Source organism: Deinococcus radiotolerans (genome assembly GCF_014647435.1).
Taxonomy (GTDB): domain Bacteria; phylum Deinococcota; class Deinococci; order Deinococcales; family Deinococcaceae; genus Deinococcus; species Deinococcus radiotolerans.
The window spans coordinates 61,235-79,187 of sequence record NZ_BMPE01000002.1 but is presented as its reverse complement, the minus strand read 5'-3'; the positions used below and the strand labels follow the sequence as shown (position 1 = coordinate 79,187).

Sequence of the window (17,953 nt, the reverse complement as noted above, 5' to 3'; positions counted from 1 at the left end):
CATGCCCAGCAGTCCACCTTCCAACTTCGAAGATCTCAGCCGAGTTGAACCACTGCTGGCTCAGCTCGGCACGCTGGCAGAACGGTATGCGGTCCAGGATCCCAACACCGCCCTCCTGAAATTGCGCCAGTACGGCGAGCTACTGGCGCGGGTTATAGCCGCGCGGTCCGGTCATCTGCTCGACGAGGACGAGACCCAGGTGGCTCGTCTGGCCCGACTGCAGCGGGAAGGCGTGCTGCCCCGCGAGGTGTGGCAACTCCTGACCGAACTTCGCCGGGCGGGAAACGAAGCCAACCACGCCTTCACGGGCGAGAAGCAGCAGGCACTGAGCCACCTGAAATTTGGCTGGATTGTCGGGGTATGGCTGATCCGGACCTTCCACGACGCCACCTACACGTGCGGCGATTTCATTGATCCGCCGCAACGCGAGGATGCGGAACGCCTGCGCACCCTGCTGGCTGAAGCTGAGCAAGCGCGGGCCGATGCCGAGCGCCGACTGAAGGACGCGCAGTCGCAGGCGCCGAAAGACACGTCTGGGATTGCCACCGCTGCCAATCAGGCCGCGGCGCGCATTCATCTCAGCGAGGAAGAAACCCGAGAGCTGATCGACGCGCAGCTTCGCGCCGCCGGCTGGGAAACAGACAGCGTGCAGTTGCGGTACGCCAAGGGCACCCGCCCAACGAAGGGGCGGAATCTGGCCATCGCCGAGTGGCCGGTCGGAGACAAGGAGCGAGCGGATTACGCCCTGTTCGCCGGGCTGACGCTTGTGGCCGTCGTCGAGGCCAAACACAAAAAAAAGAGTGTGATGAGCAGTCTGGAGCAGGCGGCGCGCTATAGCCGTCACTTCAACCTGGCCAGCGTCCCCGATCTCGATTACCCGCATGGACCGTGGGGCGAATACCGGGTGCCCTTCCTGTTCGCGACGAACGGCCGCCCCTACCTGGCGCAGCTGAGAACCGAGAGTGGCATCTGGTTCCGGGATGCGCGCCGCCCCGTGAATCCGTCCCATCCGCTGCCCGGCTGGCATACCCCACAGGATCTGCTGGCCCTGCTGCATCAGGACACCGCCGCCGCCGATGAACGCCTGAAGTCCGAGCCGATGGAGTACGAGTTGAGCCTGCGGCTCTACCAGAAGACCGCGATTCAGGCGGTCGAAGCTGGGATTGCCGCCGGTCAGCGTGAACTGCTGCTGGCCATGGCTACTGGCACTGGTAAGACCAAGACGGCCATCGCCCTGATTTACCGCCTGTTGAAAGCAGGTCGGTTCCGGCGCGTGCTGTTCCTCGTGGACCGCGAGACGCTGGGCGAGCAGGCCAGCAACGACTTCAAGACCACCCGCCTGGAAGGCACGCGCACATTCGCCGAGACGTTCGGCCTGACCGCGATGGGCGACGGAGACATTGACACGGACACGAACGTGCATGTCACGACCGTCCAGGGGCTCGTGCGGCGCGTCACGGGTGACGCCCCACCGGCAGTGGGGACGTACGACCTGATCGTGGTGGACGAGGCGCACCGTGGCTACACGCTGGACCGTGAACTGGCCGACGCCGAACTCGGCTGGCGCAACGAGAACGAGTACGTCAGCAAGTACCGGCAGGTGATCGAGTACTTCGACGCAGTCAAGGTTGCCCTGACCGCCACGCCCGCTCTACACACCACCGAGATTTTCGGCAAGCCCGTGTACGCCTACACGTACCGGCAGGCAGTACTGGACGGCGTGTTGATCGATCACGAGCCTCCGACGCTGATCGAGACGGAACTGTCCATGACGGGCATTCGCTTCAAACAGGGCGAGCAGATCCCCACGTACACGCCCGGCGCGGATGAAGTCGTGCTGTTCGAAGCTCCTGACGACGTGGGCCTGGAGATTGAGGACTTCAACCGGCGGGTGATCGCCAAGGGCTTCAACCAGGCCGTGTGCGCCTTCCTGGCCGAGCACCTGAATCCCTTCGGACCGGACAAGACCCTGGTGTTCTGCGTGAACGACCGCCACGCCGACGAGGTCGTCGATCTTCTCCGGGAAGCTCTGCGGGCGAAGTACGGGGAACTGGACGACGGAGCGGTCATGAAGATCACGGGCGCGAGCGATCAGCCCCTGCAGCTCACGCGGCGATTCCGGAACGAGTCGAGTCCAGCGATTGCCGTCACCGTGGACCTGCTGACCACCGGCGTGGACGTCCCGGCGATCAGCACGCTGGTGTTCCTGCGTCGCGTCAGCAGCCGCATCCTGTTCGAGCAGATGCTGGGCCGCGCCACGCGCCGCTGCGACGAGATCGACAAGACCGTGTTCCGCATCTACGACGCCGTCCGCGCCTACGAGGCCATTCAGGACTTCATCACGATGCCCGCCGTCGTGCAGCAGCCCAAACGCAGCTTCGTGAGCCTCGGGGAGGATCTCCAGGCCGCCCCGACCACCGAGGCCCGCGCCCTGCTCCGGGATGAACTGGTCGCGAAACTCCAGCGGGTCAAAGGACGCCTGACCGACGCCGCCCGCGACACCTTCGAAGGAGAGACCGGCCACAAGCCCGAAGCGTTCATTCAGGTGCTCCGGCAGGCCACACCCGACGAGGCCGCCGACCTGATCACGCAGCACGCCCCCATGCTGACGCTGCTGGACACCGGCCGCACCAGCGGCGGGCAGCCCATCTACATCAGCGAGCATGCCGACCAGGTGATGTACGTGCAGTCCGAATTCCCCGGTGGTCGTCGCGCCGAGGACTACCTGAGTGCCTTCGAGCAGCTGGTGCAGAAAAACCAGGATCTGCTGCCCGCGCTGAGCACCGTCCTGACGAGACCCGCCGACCTGACCCGCACCGACCTGTTGGACCTGAAACGGCAACTGGACGCGCAGGGCTTCAGCGAAGTGAACCTGCAACGCGCCTACGCCAACGTGAAGAACGTCGACGCTGCCGCCAGCATCATCGGATTCATCCGGGCCGCCGCGCTGAACGAATCGCCGCAACCCTTCGACGCGCGGGTGGACGCCGCACTCGCCCGGCTGCTCGGCACGAAAACTTGGACGCCCCCGCAACAGAAGTGGCTGCAGCGCCTCGCCGCGCAACTCAAAGCGAACGGGTACCTGGACCGTGACCTGCTCGACCAGCCCACCAACCCAGTCCGCAAGGAACTGGGCGGATTCGACCGCCTCAGCACAGCTGTGTTCGGCGGGCAGCTACCTGACCTGCTGACCGAGTTCCAGCAGGACGTCTGGACCGCCTCCGCCTGAGCCTCACTCCCTGTTCGTGCACCTCCGGAGTTCCTGAATGACGACCCGCACTACTCTGCCCGACCCGCACCTCAACCCTATTCAGGATCTCCGCGCACAGCGGAACCACGCCGCGTACATTCTCGACACCCTCACGGATTTCCAAGCGCAGCTGCCCACACCAGACCCGTTCATCACGCGGCAGATCGCGGCCCTGGAAGCCAGCCTGGACCGTACCAGCCTGCCTGAACACTACCGGGTGGCCGTCGTCGGATCCTTCAAAGTCGGGAAATCCAGTTTCATCAACAAGGTCTGCGACCTGGGCAACCTCGCGAGTGTCAGCACCAATCCGGAAACGGCGACCATCACCAGCTTCCGCTATGACACCGCGGCCCGCGCCGAAGTGCACTTCCTCTCCCGCGCCACCTGGACTCGCATGGCGGCCATTCACAGCGAGGACCCCAGTGATCCGCAGGCACGGCGGTATCAGCGCTTCTACGAGAAAGTCGTCTCTCAGCATCAGCGAGACGAGGTGGCGCGAGAGGCAGGAAAGGAAGTTCAGGAGCGTGATCATGACGCTCTGCTAGCCGAGTACGTCACGGACGAGAATCGGCCTATCGTCTTGCGCTGTGACGACTGGAATGACCGGAAGCAGCGCAAAGCCTTCGCTGCGCAGGTGAAAAAGTACGTGTCCAGCCGTGACCCACTGCACTGCCTGGTCGAACGGGTCGAGATCTTCGCCCCAATTCCACTGATCAGCGAAGGCATTGAACTGATCGACACGCCTGGCCTGGACGACACGGACGCCTACCGCGTGCAGGCCACGGAACGGGAAGTCAACGACGTGGACGCCATCCTGTTCCTCACGCACAGTGGCCGCTCGTACTCCCAGAGCGACAAGGACTTCATCATCACGCAGGTCCGCAAACGACGGCTGCGCAGCCTCAAGATGGCCATCACGAAGATCGACGTCACCTACGACGCGGCCGTGCGGCAGGCGCAGGAAGATGACGAAGACATTCCTACCCTGGCAGAACACAAGCAGGAAGAGCTGGAACGCATTCGCAGCGCCCTGAACGAGACGCTGGATGAAATCCTGCGGAAATCTGAACTGACGCCCGAAGAGTCGCAGTACTTCACTCGCATGCTGGGCGACGTGGACATCTTCTTCACGTCGTCGCACTGGCATGACCTCGGCACGGAAGTCGACGAGAAAATCCGTAACCGCCAGCGCTCCGGCATTCCGGAACTGCAGCAGGTGCTCGCGAAGATGTTCCAGAACGCCGACATCGTGCAGGAGGCCCGCGCGTCTATTGGTGACGCCATCTCACTGCTGCTGAAACAGATCGAGGCGTACATTCAGCAGCAGCGCAGCCTGGAACAGGATCTGGAGCAGGAAAAAAAGGTCGAGAGCGAGCTGATTCACACGCAGCAACTCGTGACAGCTCGCCTGAAAACCTTCGCCCGCAAAATCGACCTGCGCCTTGAGAACAGCCGCATGCTGGACCAGCTGGACCAGGACTTCGTGAACACCCGCATCCGGCAGATTTCGGTCTACGTGCAGGACATCATCAATCAGTTCGAGCAGGAAGACCTGATCCGTCACTGGCGTGAACGCCGGGAAGGCGGATGGCTGTACCTGAGCCGCTTCTCGCAGCTGGTGGCCAACCGCACGTTTGCCGCATTCGAGAGCCTGATCCAGCGCTTCCAGGAACCCATGCTGAAGGCGGCGCAGACCACCGAACGGCACGTGGATGCCTTTGTGGAGGATCTCGCCACCCTCAGCAAAGAGCACGAGCTGTTCCGGCACGACACCATCGAACTGGTCGACGCCATCCGCTCGCGCCTGCGCGTGGATCGTAGTGTCCTGCGGGAAATCATCGAGTCCGAACAGCAACGCATCAGCGAACGCATCGAGGACTTCATGGACGACCGCATGCAGCAGCGGATCGACGAAGCCCGGCAGTCCGTGACCCTGGCGTCCGGCCGGGGCACCACCGTCATGCAGAACGACGAAGTGCGCCGCTTCTACGACGAATTCGCCGACATTGTCCGCCCCGGATTTGAGAAATACCTGCACGGCCAGTTCCAGCACTACCTGGATATCGTCGCCGAACGCCTCAGCGGCGTGTACAAGAGCCTCAACCAGGAAATCGAGATTCGCCTAGACGAGCAGCGCAGCCTCGTGTCCGAAATCCTGAGCAACCAGGAACGCGGAAACGGGCTGGCCATGCGCACCGCCATCAACGCACTGGAACTTCGCCTGGCAGAACACCCACCCCTGCTTGCCCCGGCTGCCCCCACCCCAGCTGCTGCCACGCTGAACCGGCCTCACCGCGTCCGCGCCTGAACAACTCCCCTACCTCACCTTGCGGCACCTGCGGCATCCTGCGCAGGTGCCGCTGCCTATGCTGAAACGCATGCGCCCCAAGCTGCTGTCCCGGATCCTGCTGACCCTGACCCTTCTGACTGCCGGGCAGGCCCTGGCACAAGAACGGGTTCTGTACGACTCGCGTCTTCCATTCCCGGAACCTCGACTGACAGAGAGCGAACGGGGCCGCGTCCAGTACTTCGCCCGACAAGCGCTGGCCCTGAACGCCTGGGGGGCAGACAATGCCGAGTACTGCACGGACGACTTCCGAATCGAAGGCGCCGCTCCCGGATCATTCACCGCAAAAGGCCGGCCGCAGATGGCCTACCTGTACACGCAGTGCTACCAACGCCCCGGCAACCTACAGGGTCTCGTGATCCTGGAAGGCCTAAACGTCGCAGCGCACTATGTCTTCGTCAACCACTACTCGTCGATGTACACCCTGAAGGACATCAACCGCAACGGATTCACGGAACTCGCGCTGGACGGCGGGTTTACCGGGCAGGGCTACACCGAAGGATGGCTGGACATTGCAGAACTTGGCCCGGTGCGCCGTATGCTCGGCCAACTGAATTACGAGCGCCTGCCCCAGCCCTACCAGGACAACTGCGGTGCCGTGGAGTCCGGAGGCCGCTGGACGAGCGCCCTAATCCGCGTCACTCCCGGACCTACGCCCAAGTACACCTGGCAGGAACTGACCGGCAACTGCGGCAACGAGCGGGTCGCCACGAAGATCGGGCCCGTCAAACCCCTCAAGTTGACCCCCGCCCCCACCGGTTGGGACAAGGGCCCACTGAAATAACAGCGCCCCACCGAACAGGTGACTGGTCAGCCCAGCCCCTCCAGGAAGAAAACCATGTCGAGCAGTTTCGCCTGCGGGTACCGCCGCCCCGTGAACGCCCCGGTCAGGAAGTCGCGGGTGTAGACCGGCTGCGCCAGCGCCCCCGCGTGTCGCGTGTGGAAGTCTCGCAGGTCCGACACGGCCCGCGCCGACAGGACGCGCAGGCCGGAACCCGCGCAGAAGTTCGTGTCGAACGCCGGGACGTTCCCGAACACCCCCAGCATGACCTTCGTGGACAGCGTCTGCGTCGCCTCCCGCGTGCCACCCAGCGCGCGGCGGATCTGCTCCTCCAGTGCCAGGAGCCGCGCCCCGGCCTCCGGGGTGTAGTTCGGGACGTCCAGCGTCCACAGGTCATCCGGCGTGGCGGCGATCACCTCCAGCACCGGCACGAGGTGACGCAGGCTGCGCTGCAGCAGCTCCGACGAGCCGCGCATCATGCCCCAGCTGGCCAGGTAGAAGCCCAGGTGCAGGCAACCCAGCTCCAGGACCTCCGGGGATGCCAGTCGCGCCGCCTCGCCCCGCTCCCGGAACGCCTGGAAGTGATTGAAGCAGTAATCGAACGACGACACCCGGTCCTGTTCCGCCGGGACAGGCACCTGAAAGTAAGCTCCCAGGTGCTCCCGAATCCGGTCATCCGTCAGGTCACGCATGCGTCAGCGTACCCCCCACCCGCCCCGGACGCCGCCGCACCTGCGCCGCAGACCATCATCCGCGCGGCCCCCACGTGCGGCACAATCTGGGGTATTCATGACCCGCACTGTCGACATCGTCCAGAAACTCTGGAACCTCTGCAACGACCTGCGTGACGACGGCGTCACGTTCCACCAGTACGTCACCGAACTGACCTACCTGCTGTTCCTGAAGATGGCCAAGGAAACCGGGCAGGAAGAAGGCCGCGACGGCGGCATCAACATCCCCCCGCAGAACCGCTGGGACACCCTGAAGGCCGCCTCCGCACCCGACCGGCTGGACCACTACCGGCAGACGCTGCTGGACCTCGGCAAGAGCCCCGCGCCCCTCGTGCGGATGATCTACGCCGACGCCAGCTCCTTCATCCGCAAACCCGCCACCCTCAGCAAACTCGTCACGGACATCGACGCGCTCGACTGGTACTCCGCGAAGGAAGAAGGGCTGGGCGACCTGTACGAAGGGCTGCTCGCCAAGAACGCCAACGAGAAGAAATCAGGGGCCGGGCAGTACTTCACGCCCCGCCCACTGATCGACAGCATCGTCACCGTCATGCAACCCACCAGCGACGACATCATCCAGGACCCCGCCGCAGGCACCGGCGGCTTCCTGATCGCCGCACACCACCACATCACCACCCACGAAGACGAATACTCCTGGCCCGAAACCAAACAACGGGCGTACTACGAGAACGCCTTCCACGGCATGGAACTCGTCCCCGACACGCAACGCCTCGCGCTGATGAACCTCATGCTGCACGGCCTCGCCAACGACCCCGAACGCAGCGGCATCCGCCTGGGCGACACCCTGAGCAGCGACCACCAGAAACTCCCCAAAGCCACCCTGATCCTCAGCAACCCCCCGTTCGGCACCAAAAAGGGCGGCGGCACCCCCACCCGCGACGACCTGACTTTCGTCACCAGCAACAAACAATTCGCGTTCCTGCAACACATCTACCGCGCCCTGAAAACCTACGGCCGCGCCGCCGTCATCCTCCCCGACAACGTCCTGTTCGAAAGCGGCATCGGCAAACAGATCCGCGCGGACCTGATGGACAAATGCACCCTGCACACCATCCTGCGCCTCCCCACCGGGATCTTCTACGCGCAGGGCGTCAAAACCAACGTCCTGTTCTTCACGCGCGGCACCAGCGACAAAGGCAACACCAAAGAAGTCTGGGTGTACGACCTGCGCGCCAACATGCCCCAGTTCGGCAAACGCACCCCCTTCACCCGCGAGTACTTCACCGACTTCGAAACCGCCTTCGGCCCCGACCCCTACGGCGGCCCCGACGCCCTGGCCGCCCGCGTGGACACGGGCCCCGAAGGCCGCTTCCGCCGCTTCACCCGCGAACAGATCGCCGAACGCGGCAACAGCCTGGACATCAGCTGGCTGAAAGACGACAGCGCCGAGCAGGGCGACCTGCCCGAACCCGCCCAGCTGGCCGAGGAAACCCTGACGGAACTGGCAGGCGCAATGGAAGAACTCCGCGCCATCCTGCTGGAACTGGGCGAAGACGAAAAATTGCTGGAAGAGGCTGGGGTGCTGGCGTGATTGGGGAGGACATAGAAGCGGCGGCAGCCGGTTGGATAGAAACGACACTCAATGATTGCTGCGCTCTCGTTACGGATGGGACCCACTTCTCGCCCACGAACGGTCCACAGGGCGACTTCATGTACGTCACCGCCAAGAACATTCGCAGGTGGGGTCTTGACTTAGACAATGTCACGTATGTGACAGCTGATGTACATCGTGAAATCTACGCACGCTGCCCGGTTGAACTTGGCGATGTTCTTTACATCAAGGATGGTGCAACCACCGGAATTGCGGTGAACAATTCTACATCCGAGCCATTTTCGCTGCTCTCCAGCGTTGCGCTGATCAAACCAATCCACAACGTCCTCGATCCTCGATTCTTGAAGCACTGGCTGAACAGTCCGGCAACGTTTCGCAGGCTAACGGGCGACATGACTGGAACAGCAATCAAACGTCTCGTCCTGAAGCAGCTTCGGGCTGTTGAGCTTCCTCTACCACCGCTTCCCGAACAAGTCCGCATTGCCGATAAGCTTGATGCTCTGCTGGCGCGTGTGGAGTCGGGGCGGGAGCGGCTGGAGCGCGTACCGAAGCTCCTGAAACGCTTCCGCCAGAGCGTCCTCAGCGCCGCAGTGAGCGGGGAGTTGACGCGGGAATGGCGGGGAGGCGGAGACGCAGAGTGGGAGAAGGCTACAGGGCATGATGTCTTTAGTTTTATTACCAGTGGTTCAAGAGGATGGGCTGAATACTATTCAGAATCAGGCAGCATTTTTCTACGCATTGGGAATCTCGAACACCATAACATAGCCCTTGATTTACGTAACATCCAACATGTAAAACCTCCCCGCGGAGCAGAGGGATTACGCACACGAGTTCAAGTAGACGACATTCTGATTTCAATTACGGCAGACGTGGGAATGATCGCCCATATCGATCACGACATTGGCGAGGCGTATATTAACCAGCATATCTGTATGGCTCGACCGAAGCCAGAAAACAATGCACGATATTTGGCATACTTTTTGACAGCGCCAAATGGTGGCTTGGCTCATCTAAAGAACATTCAGCGAGGAGCTACGAAAGTTGGCCTCACTTTGGGCGACATCAGAGGAACAGTTTTTCAGCTTCCTCCTCTTGCTGAGCAAGCTGAAATCGTCCGTCGTGTCGAATCTCTCTTTGCTATCGCGGATCGTATTGAGGCGAAGTACGCGGCGGCCCTGTCGTCCTTCGACCGCATGACGCCGGCGCTGCTGGCCAAGGCGTTCCGGGGGGAACTGGTGCCGCAGGACCCGAACGACGAGCCCGCATCGGTGCTGCTGGAGCGCATCCGCGCCGCGCGGGAAGCGGAAGGCGGGAAGCGTGGTCGGGGTCGCCCCGCAAAAACCGCAGCGGGCATCGGGGACGGAGCGGAGGTGAAACGCCGGGGACGCCCACCCGGAGCGAACGCGCAGGCGGGTGCGGAAGGCGCGGAACCGAAGCGGCGCGGTCGCCCACCCAAAGTGCGCGAGGCGGTCAGTGAACCGGCGGGCCAGCCCGCAGCGGTGCCTGAAGCGGTGGAGGCCAGCGCAGCCCCCAGGGGTCGGGGTCGCCCGCCCGGAGTGGGCATCCCGCAGGCCAGCAGTTTCGAGGACGCCCTGCGGCAACTGGAAGAGCAGAAGCTGACGCGGGCGCAGGGTGCGCGGCAGGTCGGCCTGTTCGACGACGCGGAGTAAGGCAAATTGGGAGTCGCGCGGTGCCCCCGTCGGGCGGGGACGCGCGGCTTTTTTCACGCGTGCGGGCAGGTGCGCGTGCGCCTGATCGGTGTGCCCGTTAGGGTGCAGGGCCAGGGAGGTTCACCGTGGGGTATCAGAAGGAACACAACTGCCCGCAGTGCGGGTATCAGGCGGTCGTGGCAGGCGGGCCTGACGCGGGCATGCGTCGGGCTTACACGCTGACGATCAGTTGCGTGACCTGCCAGGAGTTGCACGACGTGGAGTGGCTGGAGCCGAAGTACACGTCCAGGGGTGATGGCGTGGCGTTCAGCTGGCGGCAGCGGAAGCTGCGCTGCCCGGAAAGTCCCGATCACGAGTGGGAGCCGTTCGAGGGGCGCTGCCCGGTCTGCTCGGGTGACCTGAGTGTGAATGAGGAGGGTGCCGGTGTCCTCTGGGACTAACGTGATCCTGCCGGTGGACGCCGCGATGCGCGCGTACGAGGGTTATCGGGCGGAGGTTCGACGTGCGGGCAACAGTCGGGTGCAGGCCATTGGGCAGGCTCAGTGGATGATGTTCGAGCACCTGACCGCACCGTACCGGGTCGTGCGGCTCACTTCGTACGGGCAGGAGGTTCACCCGCACTACGTGGTGTACCTGGTGCGTGGGCATGGGCTGGAGGAAGAGGCGTGGTACTTCCGCGGTGATCACCGCGAGCGGGACGCCGTGCGGATGAGCGTCATGCTGCGCAACCACCTGATGTTCGTACAGACCGAAGCGCTGGAAGCCGGTGACGTGGACTGGTCCCTGCGGCGCTGCCTGCCGAACGTGCAGGCCCTGACAGGAGAACAAGGGAGCAACCAGCAGGCGGAGTAACGCCGTGCTGGACGCCGGCGGGCGGGGATGGTCACTTTTGCTCACCGGCGGGTCAGCTGCGGGGTAACCTGCCGGTCATGTCCGAACGCGTTCATCTGCTTCAGCGGAAGGCCAGCCGGGTGCGCGCGGCCCAGGAGGCGTTGCACCGCCCAGCTCAGGAGTCCTCCGGGCAGGCGTTGTCGGTGCAGCGCCTCTTGAGCACGCCCACGCGTGCCCAGGGGCAGGCGGTTCAGCCGGTGCTGCGCGCGGCGACGTTGCAGCGGCAGGAGGAGGCCCGCCTCTCCAGTGCCCGCGACGTGGTGCAGCGGCAGGTGGCCGCCCTGAGTGAGGCGCCGGGCGTTCAGCGGGAAGTTATGGCTCCGGTTCCCGCGCGGCCCGTCACGCCGTCCGACTGGGTGACCGTCATGCGCGCCCGCGCCGAGACCGTGGCAGGTCAGCGGCTGGATACCCGCACCTTCGGGGAGTTCCAGACCCTGCAACGCCAGGTCGCCCAGTCCCTGGGGCAGGGGTTCCGCATGGATCGGGGCGAACCAGCGGCCCGGTACGCCACGTACGGGGAGCACCTCGCCACGCTGCAACGCCACGCGCTGAGCGCCCCGGTGTCTCGCGTGGTGCTCGGCATGGTCTCTCCCGCCGAGCGCATGCCCCTCCAACGGGCAACAGACGAAGCGTTGCAACGTCAGATGGCGCAGGAGCAGGCAGCCCTGAACTTCGATGCGTTGACCTCGCTACAACGCCAGCTGGCCGAGCTGGACGCCGAAGCGACCCAGCCCGTGTTGCAGCGCATCCAGGCCCGGAGGGGCGCAGGGAATCCCCTCCCGGAGGGGATCCAGCGGCACCTGGAGCAGGGACTGAATCACGACCTGAGCCGCGTGCGGATTCACGACGACACCGAGGCGGACCGGCTGGCCCAGGGCGTGAATGCGGTGGCGTTCACGACAGGGACGGACATCTTTTTCCGGGCAGGGCGATTCAACCCAAACACGCAGACTGGACTGGAGTTGCTGGCGCATGAGGTGACGCACACGGTCCAGCAGAGCCAGGGCCGTGTCGGGCGGGGCATCGACCCCGACGCCGGACTGGAAAGCGAAGCCAGGAACATGGGTGCCCGACTCAGCCGCACCCTGCCCAGGTCCTCAGGCTCAGCACCCGCACGGCTCCAGACTTCTCTCAGCAGGACAACACCCAACGTCGTGCAACGAAAGGCTGCGGCGCCTGCCACTGCCAGCAAATGGCGGCAGAGTGGCAAGCTGCGCGGCCATCCTCCCGTTCGCGACGAGGCCAATCCCCCAAACCCCAACGTGGTGGAGGACGAGCAGAAGTACCGCGTGTTACTTGCAGGTGCCCGCCAATTGCTGACCGGACAACGGCAACGGGCCGCTACCATGCTCAAGCCAGATAGAACCGGAGTGCGGGATTATCGGTACTGGTTTGCGCGCGTGTATAGTCACGTCACGGAGAACGAAATTCTGTTCGCTGAGCAGAAAACGTATGACTACCCGTCGTACGTCATGCAGTGCGTGCTGTACTTCGACAAGCTCTACGCCGACAATCTGACGGCGATCAAGAACAAGGTTGAGCCTCACTGGAAAGCGTCCTTCGATACCGCACTGCGGATGCAGGGCGCAAACCAGGTGACCCAACTGCCCAATTCTGTCTTTTCTCTGGTGTCAGCCATGCTCGCCCACATCCGGTTCGATCTTCCGCGCGCGGAGTCATGGGTCGCCCAGAGCTACCAGAAGGCGTATGGCGCCCAACCATCCGACTTCCGCGCAGATTTTTTCCGCATGGGCGGTGTATTCGACAATGCCTCTCGAAGCATGTTTGCAGACATGAAAAAGCTCCTCCCAGACAAAGTGGGCGGCGCAGCGAAGGCCATAGACGCGATGTCCTATCTCAACTGGACTTCAGGGGCCATGCGGCACCTGCTGGGCGCGGACATGTCGGCAGAGCGACTGGAGACTTGGCGACGCATGGAAATGATGGTCGCTCAGGGGAAGGTGCCGCCAAACCCGTACACACTGCGGGATGGTCGATTGGTCGGCAACGTGGCAGGGAATGTCCCTGGGCAGAACATCGCGCCCCTGAGCCAGATTCAGCCGGCGAGGATGCGACCCAGCATGGAGGGCATCAACGCCACCTGGGGGAACCGTATTGTGCGCGGCGCAGAGGGGGCCATTGGCAGTCAACTGGACACTTTTGAAAGTCAGGTCGCCCAGTGGCAGAAGACGTTCAACAATCCAGCGGCTGCCGCTAAAACTTCCGTATACGACCGGGCCGAGATTCTCCTGACACTGATCAAGAATCCAGCAATGCGGATACAGCCCATGCCAGTGCCAGTCATAGGTGCCATCCCTGTGGCTTCCGGGAAAGACGACGTTCTCATCGTCAGCATTCTCAGGGCCTCTTTCGCAAAAGGCGATCTGCACCTGTTGGTCAATATGGTGGATGCACAGACACTCATCAGCACTTTGGAAGACAAAAATCAGCGTTTACGCGCAGAGACCATGCTGATTAACGGCAATTATTACGAGACTCTCGGGGTTATGAACGCCACCAACCAGATTGAGAAGTGGTACGAGGCCGGGGACAATGACCTCAACCGCAGAAGCGCTCAGAGAATTTACGCCTCGCTGCCCGACTCGGTGAAGGAGCAGGTTTCCACCCTTCTCAAACGCAAGAACGTGCCGGCGGCGATGTATCGATGAAACGGGCAGCCACCTTAATCCCCGCAACTGCCCTGATTCTGGCAGCAGGAGCTTACATGGGAATTGCGATGAATGGCCGGGAAGCCGTGTTAAAACCAGCTACGGTGGTAGACAATTTTATCACGGCAACCATTGAAGAAGACGTCAATGCTATGGGTCGCCTTCTTGGACTGAATTCCGAGAATGGAACGCCTATGAGTCAGGTGTTCGGAAAGTTGCTGGGCGACCAGTTGCAACAGTACTGGCAGGGACAGGCGCAGCAGTTAACTGACTATCGATGGAACACCCTGGAAACAGACACCACCGACAATGGCGTCAACATTCAAGTTGACCTCTACCGCCCCAACTACAGTGCCATTGCGCACCGCACGGATGAACTGTTGGGCTTCACGACGGACGCTGCTGGAATGCTCGTCGCTCCTGAAGAACCAAAGATGGACGTTGATGAAGCTGAACGGCGGGCCAGAGAAGATCCCAATATCAAGCCGTTCCATTACAGACTCTCTGTGCGAACCGTTCAGCAGGATGGCCGATGGATTCTGGACCCACAAGATCCCAAGACGGTGGCCCTTGTGGGGGTGATTCGTCGAGGTGACCTCCTGGATGCCAATGAGACCTATCTGGTCAGGTAGGACCGCCTCTTGATCACCACGAGTGCCGACCGAATGAATCCGGGAAGCTCATTCGCCATTCGCAGTATTCAGGGAACACTGCCCGCTTCGACCCGCCAGCAGGTGAACGTGGCATTGAGCAGGAGGCCCTGAGATGCGCCTCGGAGTCCTGCTGCCTTGCGCCCTCGTGCTGAGTCTATGCGGGGCACTGGCGTTCTATTCGAGCGGGAGGACAGGGATGCATCAGCCTGCACAGGTGGCCCAGCAGTACGCGCAGGCGCTCATCGCCAACGACATCAATACCATCGGCCGGTTGGGGGGCATGGACTCCAGCCGCGGCTCACCTCTGGAAACATTCTGGGGGAAGATGAATGCAGCGGCTGCCGCCGCACTGGCCCAGAGCCACGCCTACGATCCCGAGAACTACCAGTTCCAGGTCGAGACGCTTGAGCAGACGGCCACGGCGGCCACCGTTCAACTGGACATTCGGGTCAAGGACATTGACGCCGTGGTGGATCAGGCGATGCTGCTGATGGGTTACAGCTACAGCGCAGACGGTCGCCTGCTCCCACCGGAGCACGATCAGATGCTCTTGAGTGAGGCCATGCAACGCGTTGAAGCCGACCACCCGATTCCTCAACTGCAGTACCGTGTCGGGCTGCACCTGGATCAACGTCAAGGTCAATGGCTCATCCGGTACGACCGTGATTCGTCGTCCCTGATCTCCCTCCTGAGATTGACCACACTCTCAGAGGCACACGAGCGTTATCTGGTGCGGCCTTGATTGATGGTGCCAAGTGATGGACTGGGCACGCTTCAGGGCTGACAACCAGAATCTGCCGCTGTCTGTGAATGGAATGCAGGCTGATGGGCTCTATGGCTTAAGAAGACTCAGCGATCTGTAGGATGGCCGCATGAGCGACTTCCCCCTGACCGGCCGTTTCCTGCACGCCCTGGAGCGGGCGCACCACTGGCATGCCGGGCAGTACCGCAAGGTACCGAAAGACGAGACGGCCACCGTGCCGTACCTCTCCCACCTGCTGGGCGTCGCGTCCATCGCCCTGGAATTTGGTGCGTCTGAGGATGAGGCCATCGCTGCGCTGTTACATGACGCGCTGGAGGACGGCCCGGAGAACATCCAGACCGACGTGGCAAGGCGCGGGGAGACCAGAGAGGAATTACGCCGCGTGATCCGGCAGGAGTTCGGTGAACAGGTCGAGAAATTGGTGTCCGGCGCGACCGAGGAAACGGCACTGGTCGAAGGGAAGAAGGCGCCTTGGTCAGAACGCAAGATTGCGTATCTCCGCAGGTTGATTGACACCGAGCATGTCGAGGGTGCGGCGTCGCTGCTGGTGAGTGCGTCGGACAAGCTACACAATGCCCGCGCGATCCTCGCGGACGTCCTGGCGTTTGGGGACAGTCCAGAGAGCCGCGTGGCATTCTTTGAACGCTTCAGTGCAGGGCAGGAGGGAACTTTGCAGTACTACCGCCTGCTCGTTAGCGCGTATCGCCACGCACCCGGCGCACAGGGGCGACCGCGTCTTCAGGCACTCTTCGCAGAACTTGACCGAACCGTCACAGCGCTTGAGCAAGCTTGCGGCGCCCACGAAGAGAAAGTGATTGCCGCCGCACCACTGAAGGAATTTAACCAGAATCACTTGACCCCGACAAAATTCAACTGACATGCAGTGTCTTTACTAATCCTGCACCAATCATTCAGTTCCGACTGTCACTTCCACGTGACAAAAATACAGGATAGCCTAGATTACGTTAGTATTTCATAGCATCGCCAGACATAAGTTATTTAATTTTTGTCACCCCAGCGTGACAGATCGATTTGACTAAAAGAACCCCTGTCACCTCCACGTGACAGGGGTATTGAGTAGAAGTTTGGCAGCTCTCATGTCATGATCCCGATCAGTGCGATGGAGGGCACGGAGAAGCGAGAAAGAGGATCAAAACGCAAGGAAGGGTCGACGCGACGCCAATCATGTGCGACCCCTCCTTTTGACCGCCTGCACCAGAAGACACAGGGGATCTGCAGCTTAGCAGTCCTCTTCTTCTGGCAGGCCTTCACCAAACCGACCCAGCCCGCAGGCTGGGAGGAGGGCTCACTATGCCCAGAAGAAAACAGGACTCGAGTCCTAAAATTGCCCCGCTCGTGTACACCGTGCAGGAGGTCATGACCTCGCTGAATCTATCCAGAAACAGCGTGATCAAGCTCCTGACAACCGGAGAGCTGGCGTCACAGAAGTTTGGCCGTAAGTGGCTGGTTCCCAGAGAGGCAGTGCAGAGCTTCCTTCACCGGCAGGCGGGGGGGCAGGATGAGTAGCGAGTTGCTGTCCATTGGTGATCTGCGCTCGGAGTACGGGTTGGGGCGTGACCTGGCCACCCGGCTCGTTCGCCTCCTGCCGCATGTCCAGGTGGGACGCCGTGGTCGGGGCGCCTACCTGTTGGTCCGTCGCGCAGACTTCGATTTCCTCGTCAACCGCGCGACAGTTGAGCGGGTCGATCTGTGGCACATAGCGCGGAAGCACACGCCGGAGAGCTTGCAGCTGTGGTTACAGGGCCAACCGCATCTGAGGTTGAACTGATGTGGGGACACACCAAAGCGCCGGAGGTTCAGGGATGAGCCTGCCCGACCTGTTGAACGTGGTGCATCTACCCACGTTGATCGCCTCCCTCTGTGGACCAGATGCAATAAGGGGCTTGAACGCGGACCGAGGAGGCGTGATCTGTGACCCGCGGCCAGGGTATGAGGAAAGGCATCCGAGCTTCAGCGTGTACCGCCAGACCGGGGGACGCTGGCGGTGGAAACGCCATAGCGGAGATGCCGCGGGAGGAGACGCGTACGCGCTGCTGCTGGCCTTCGGTCTCCCTCCACAAGAGGCCTTCTCTTTGCTGGCACAGGCTGCCAGCATGTCATCGCCCTTCCCCGCGCCGCGGCCATCTTCAACGTCTGCGACGAAGCCCCCAGAACATGTGAGCAACCGACTGCACCCCCTGAGTCCGACGGAGCTGCGGCGTGCTACTGCGCTGCTGGCACCTCTGACCAGCGAATCACCCGCGGCACAAGAATTAGACCGGCGTGGATTGCTGGGCTGGCCTGATCTTCAGGTCGGTCAGTTGCGCCGCGACTACTGGATGGCCGACGGTCGCCCGCTTGCTCGCGAGGGTGCCCTGGCGTTCTTCCTGAATGGCCCAGACGGCCGCCCATGGGGACTCAAGGTCCGCAACCTGCTGGAACTGCCTGGCCTCGGGCGGTACGTCTACCGTTTGAGTGGACATGGTGCTCCCGCCTGGTGCTCACCTCAGTACGGCACAGCGAAACGGATCCTGATCGTTGAGGGTGAATTGAACGCAGCAGTCGCTGCGCGCGCCTTGAGCGAGTCAGGGAGCCGCCTGGACGTTCAGGGACTGGCGGGCGCTA

The 17,953-nt window shown here is 62.5% G+C and carries 14 protein-coding genes; 12 read left to right on the top strand and 2 right to left on the bottom strand.

Going from position 1 to position 17,953, the window contains the following annotated elements:
* Position 1 precedes the first annotated feature (1 nt).
* From hsdR to IEY63_RS06285, 3 genes are read left to right on the top strand one after another with little or no spacing between them, the layout of a single operon-like run.
* Positions 2 to 3,229: a type I restriction-modification system endonuclease gene (gene hsdR, locus IEY63_RS06295; RefSeq protein ID WP_189068155.1), complete on the top strand. Its 3,228-nt coding sequence runs from the start codon at positions 2 to 4 to the stop codon at positions 3,227 to 3,229.
* A gap of 37 nt (positions 3,230 to 3,266) precedes the next feature.
* On the top strand, positions 3,267 to 5,558 hold the full coding sequence (locus IEY63_RS06290; protein WP_189068154.1) for a dynamin family protein: 2,292 nt from the start codon (positions 3,267 to 3,269) through the stop codon (positions 5,556 to 5,558).
* 46 nt (positions 5,559 to 5,604) lie between these two features.
* A complete protein-coding gene (locus IEY63_RS06285) occupies positions 5,605 to 6,381 on the top strand; it encodes a hypothetical protein (RefSeq protein ID WP_189068153.1) in 777 nt (258 codons plus the stop codon).
* Positions 6,382 to 6,407: 26 nt separating this feature from the next.
* Here IEY63_RS06285 and IEY63_RS06280 read toward each other — a convergent pair whose 3' ends face one another.
* Positions 6,408 to 7,070, bottom strand: a complete 663-nt coding sequence (locus IEY63_RS06280; RefSeq protein ID WP_189068152.1) for a hypothetical protein — start codon at positions 7,068 to 7,070, stop codon at positions 6,408 to 6,410.
* A 97-nt stretch (positions 7,071 to 7,167) separates the two neighbouring features.
* Here IEY63_RS06280 and IEY63_RS06275 point away from each other — a divergent pair, with 97 nt between their 5' ends.
* From IEY63_RS06275 to IEY63_RS06235, 9 genes are all read left to right on the top strand, one after another.
* On the top strand, positions 7,168 to 8,661 hold the full coding sequence (locus IEY63_RS06275; RefSeq protein ID WP_189068151.1) for a class I SAM-dependent DNA methyltransferase: 1,494 nt from the start codon (positions 7,168 to 7,170) through the stop codon (positions 8,659 to 8,661).
* A 119-nt stretch (positions 8,662 to 8,780) separates the two neighbouring features.
* A complete protein-coding gene (locus tag IEY63_RS06270; RefSeq protein WP_189068150.1) occupies positions 8,781 to 10,352 on the top strand; it encodes a restriction endonuclease subunit S in 1,572 nt (523 codons plus the stop codon).
* A 200-nt stretch (positions 10,353 to 10,552) separates the two neighbouring features.
* Complete coding sequence (locus IEY63_RS06265) at positions 10,553 to 10,792, top strand: hypothetical protein (protein WP_189068149.1); 240 nt, start codon at positions 10,553 to 10,555, stop codon at positions 10,790 to 10,792.
* A complete protein-coding gene (locus tag IEY63_RS06260) occupies positions 10,776 to 11,204 on the top strand; it encodes a hypothetical protein (RefSeq protein WP_189068148.1) in 429 nt (142 codons plus the stop codon). The genes IEY63_RS06265 and IEY63_RS06260 overlap by 17 nt, the downstream gene beginning before the upstream one ends.
* A 77-nt stretch (positions 11,205 to 11,281) precedes the next feature.
* A complete protein-coding gene (locus IEY63_RS06255; protein ID WP_189068147.1) occupies positions 11,282 to 13,912 on the top strand; it encodes an eCIS core domain-containing protein in 2,631 nt (876 codons plus the stop codon).
* Positions 13,913 to 13,968: 56 nt separating this feature from the next.
* Positions 13,969 to 14,544: a hypothetical protein gene (locus IEY63_RS06250; protein WP_189068146.1), complete on the top strand. Its 576-nt coding sequence runs from the start codon at positions 13,969 to 13,971 to the stop codon at positions 14,542 to 14,544.
* Positions 14,545 to 14,761: 217 nt separating this feature from the next.
* Positions 14,762 to 15,307 (top strand): hypothetical protein, encoded by a 546-nt coding sequence (locus tag IEY63_RS06245; protein ID WP_189068145.1) that lies wholly within the window; start codon positions 14,762 to 14,764, stop codon positions 15,305 to 15,307.
* 130 nt (positions 15,308 to 15,437) lie between these two features.
* Positions 15,438 to 16,205 carry an HD domain-containing protein gene (locus IEY63_RS06240; RefSeq protein WP_189068144.1) on the top strand — a complete coding sequence of 256 codons (768 nt, stop codon included), beginning with the start codon at positions 15,438 to 15,440 and terminating at the stop codon, positions 16,203 to 16,205.
* Positions 16,206 to 16,639: 434 nt separating this feature from the next.
* Positions 16,640 to 16,855: a helix-turn-helix domain-containing protein gene (locus tag IEY63_RS06235; protein ID WP_189068143.1), complete on the top strand. Its 216-nt coding sequence runs from the start codon at positions 16,640 to 16,642 to the stop codon at positions 16,853 to 16,855.
* Positions 16,856 to 17,601: 746 nt separating this feature from the next.
* Here IEY63_RS06235 and IEY63_RS22150 read toward each other — a convergent pair.
* Entirely contained in the window at positions 17,602 to 17,811 is a 210-nt protein-coding gene (locus tag IEY63_RS22150) for a hypothetical protein (protein WP_229784526.1), read from the bottom strand.
* Between the last annotated feature and the right edge of the window lie 142 nt (positions 17,812 to 17,953).

Coding starts and splice junctions, on each gene's coding strand:
- IEY63_RS06250 (WP_189068146.1), top strand. CDS start 13,969: ATGGGAATTGCGATGAATGGCCGGGAAGCCGTGTTAAAACCAGCTACG.
- IEY63_RS06235 (WP_189068143.1), top strand. CDS start 16,640: ATGCCCAGAAGAAAACAGGACTCGAGTCCTAAAATTGCCCCGCTCGTG.
- IEY63_RS06240 (WP_189068144.1), top strand. CDS start 15,438: ATGAGCGACTTCCCCCTGACCGGCCGTTTCCTGCACGCCCTGGAGCGG.
- IEY63_RS06245 (WP_189068145.1), top strand. CDS start 14,762: ATGCATCAGCCTGCACAGGTGGCCCAGCAGTACGCGCAGGCGCTCATC.
- IEY63_RS06270 (WP_189068150.1), top strand. CDS start 8,781: ATGTACGTCACCGCCAAGAACATTCGCAGGTGGGGTCTTGACTTAGAC.
- IEY63_RS06275 (WP_189068151.1), top strand. CDS start 7,168: ATGACCCGCACTGTCGACATCGTCCAGAAACTCTGGAACCTCTGCAAC.
- hsdR (WP_189068155.1), top strand. CDS start 2: ATGCCCAGCAGTCCACCTTCCAACTTCGAAGATCTCAGCCGAGTTGAA.
- IEY63_RS06255 (WP_189068147.1), top strand. CDS start 11,282: ATGTCCGAACGCGTTCATCTGCTTCAGCGGAAGGCCAGCCGGGTGCGC.
- IEY63_RS06290 (WP_189068154.1), top strand. CDS start 3,267: ATGACGACCCGCACTACTCTGCCCGACCCGCACCTCAACCCTATTCAG.
- IEY63_RS22150 (WP_229784526.1), bottom strand. CDS start 17,811: ATGTCCACTCAAACGGTAGACGTACCGCCCGAGGCCAGGCAGTTCCAG.
- IEY63_RS06265 (WP_189068149.1), top strand. CDS start 10,553: ATGCGTCGGGCTTACACGCTGACGATCAGTTGCGTGACCTGCCAGGAG.
- IEY63_RS06280 (WP_189068152.1), bottom strand. CDS start 7,070: ATGCGTGACCTGACGGATGACCGGATTCGGGAGCACCTGGGAGCTTAC.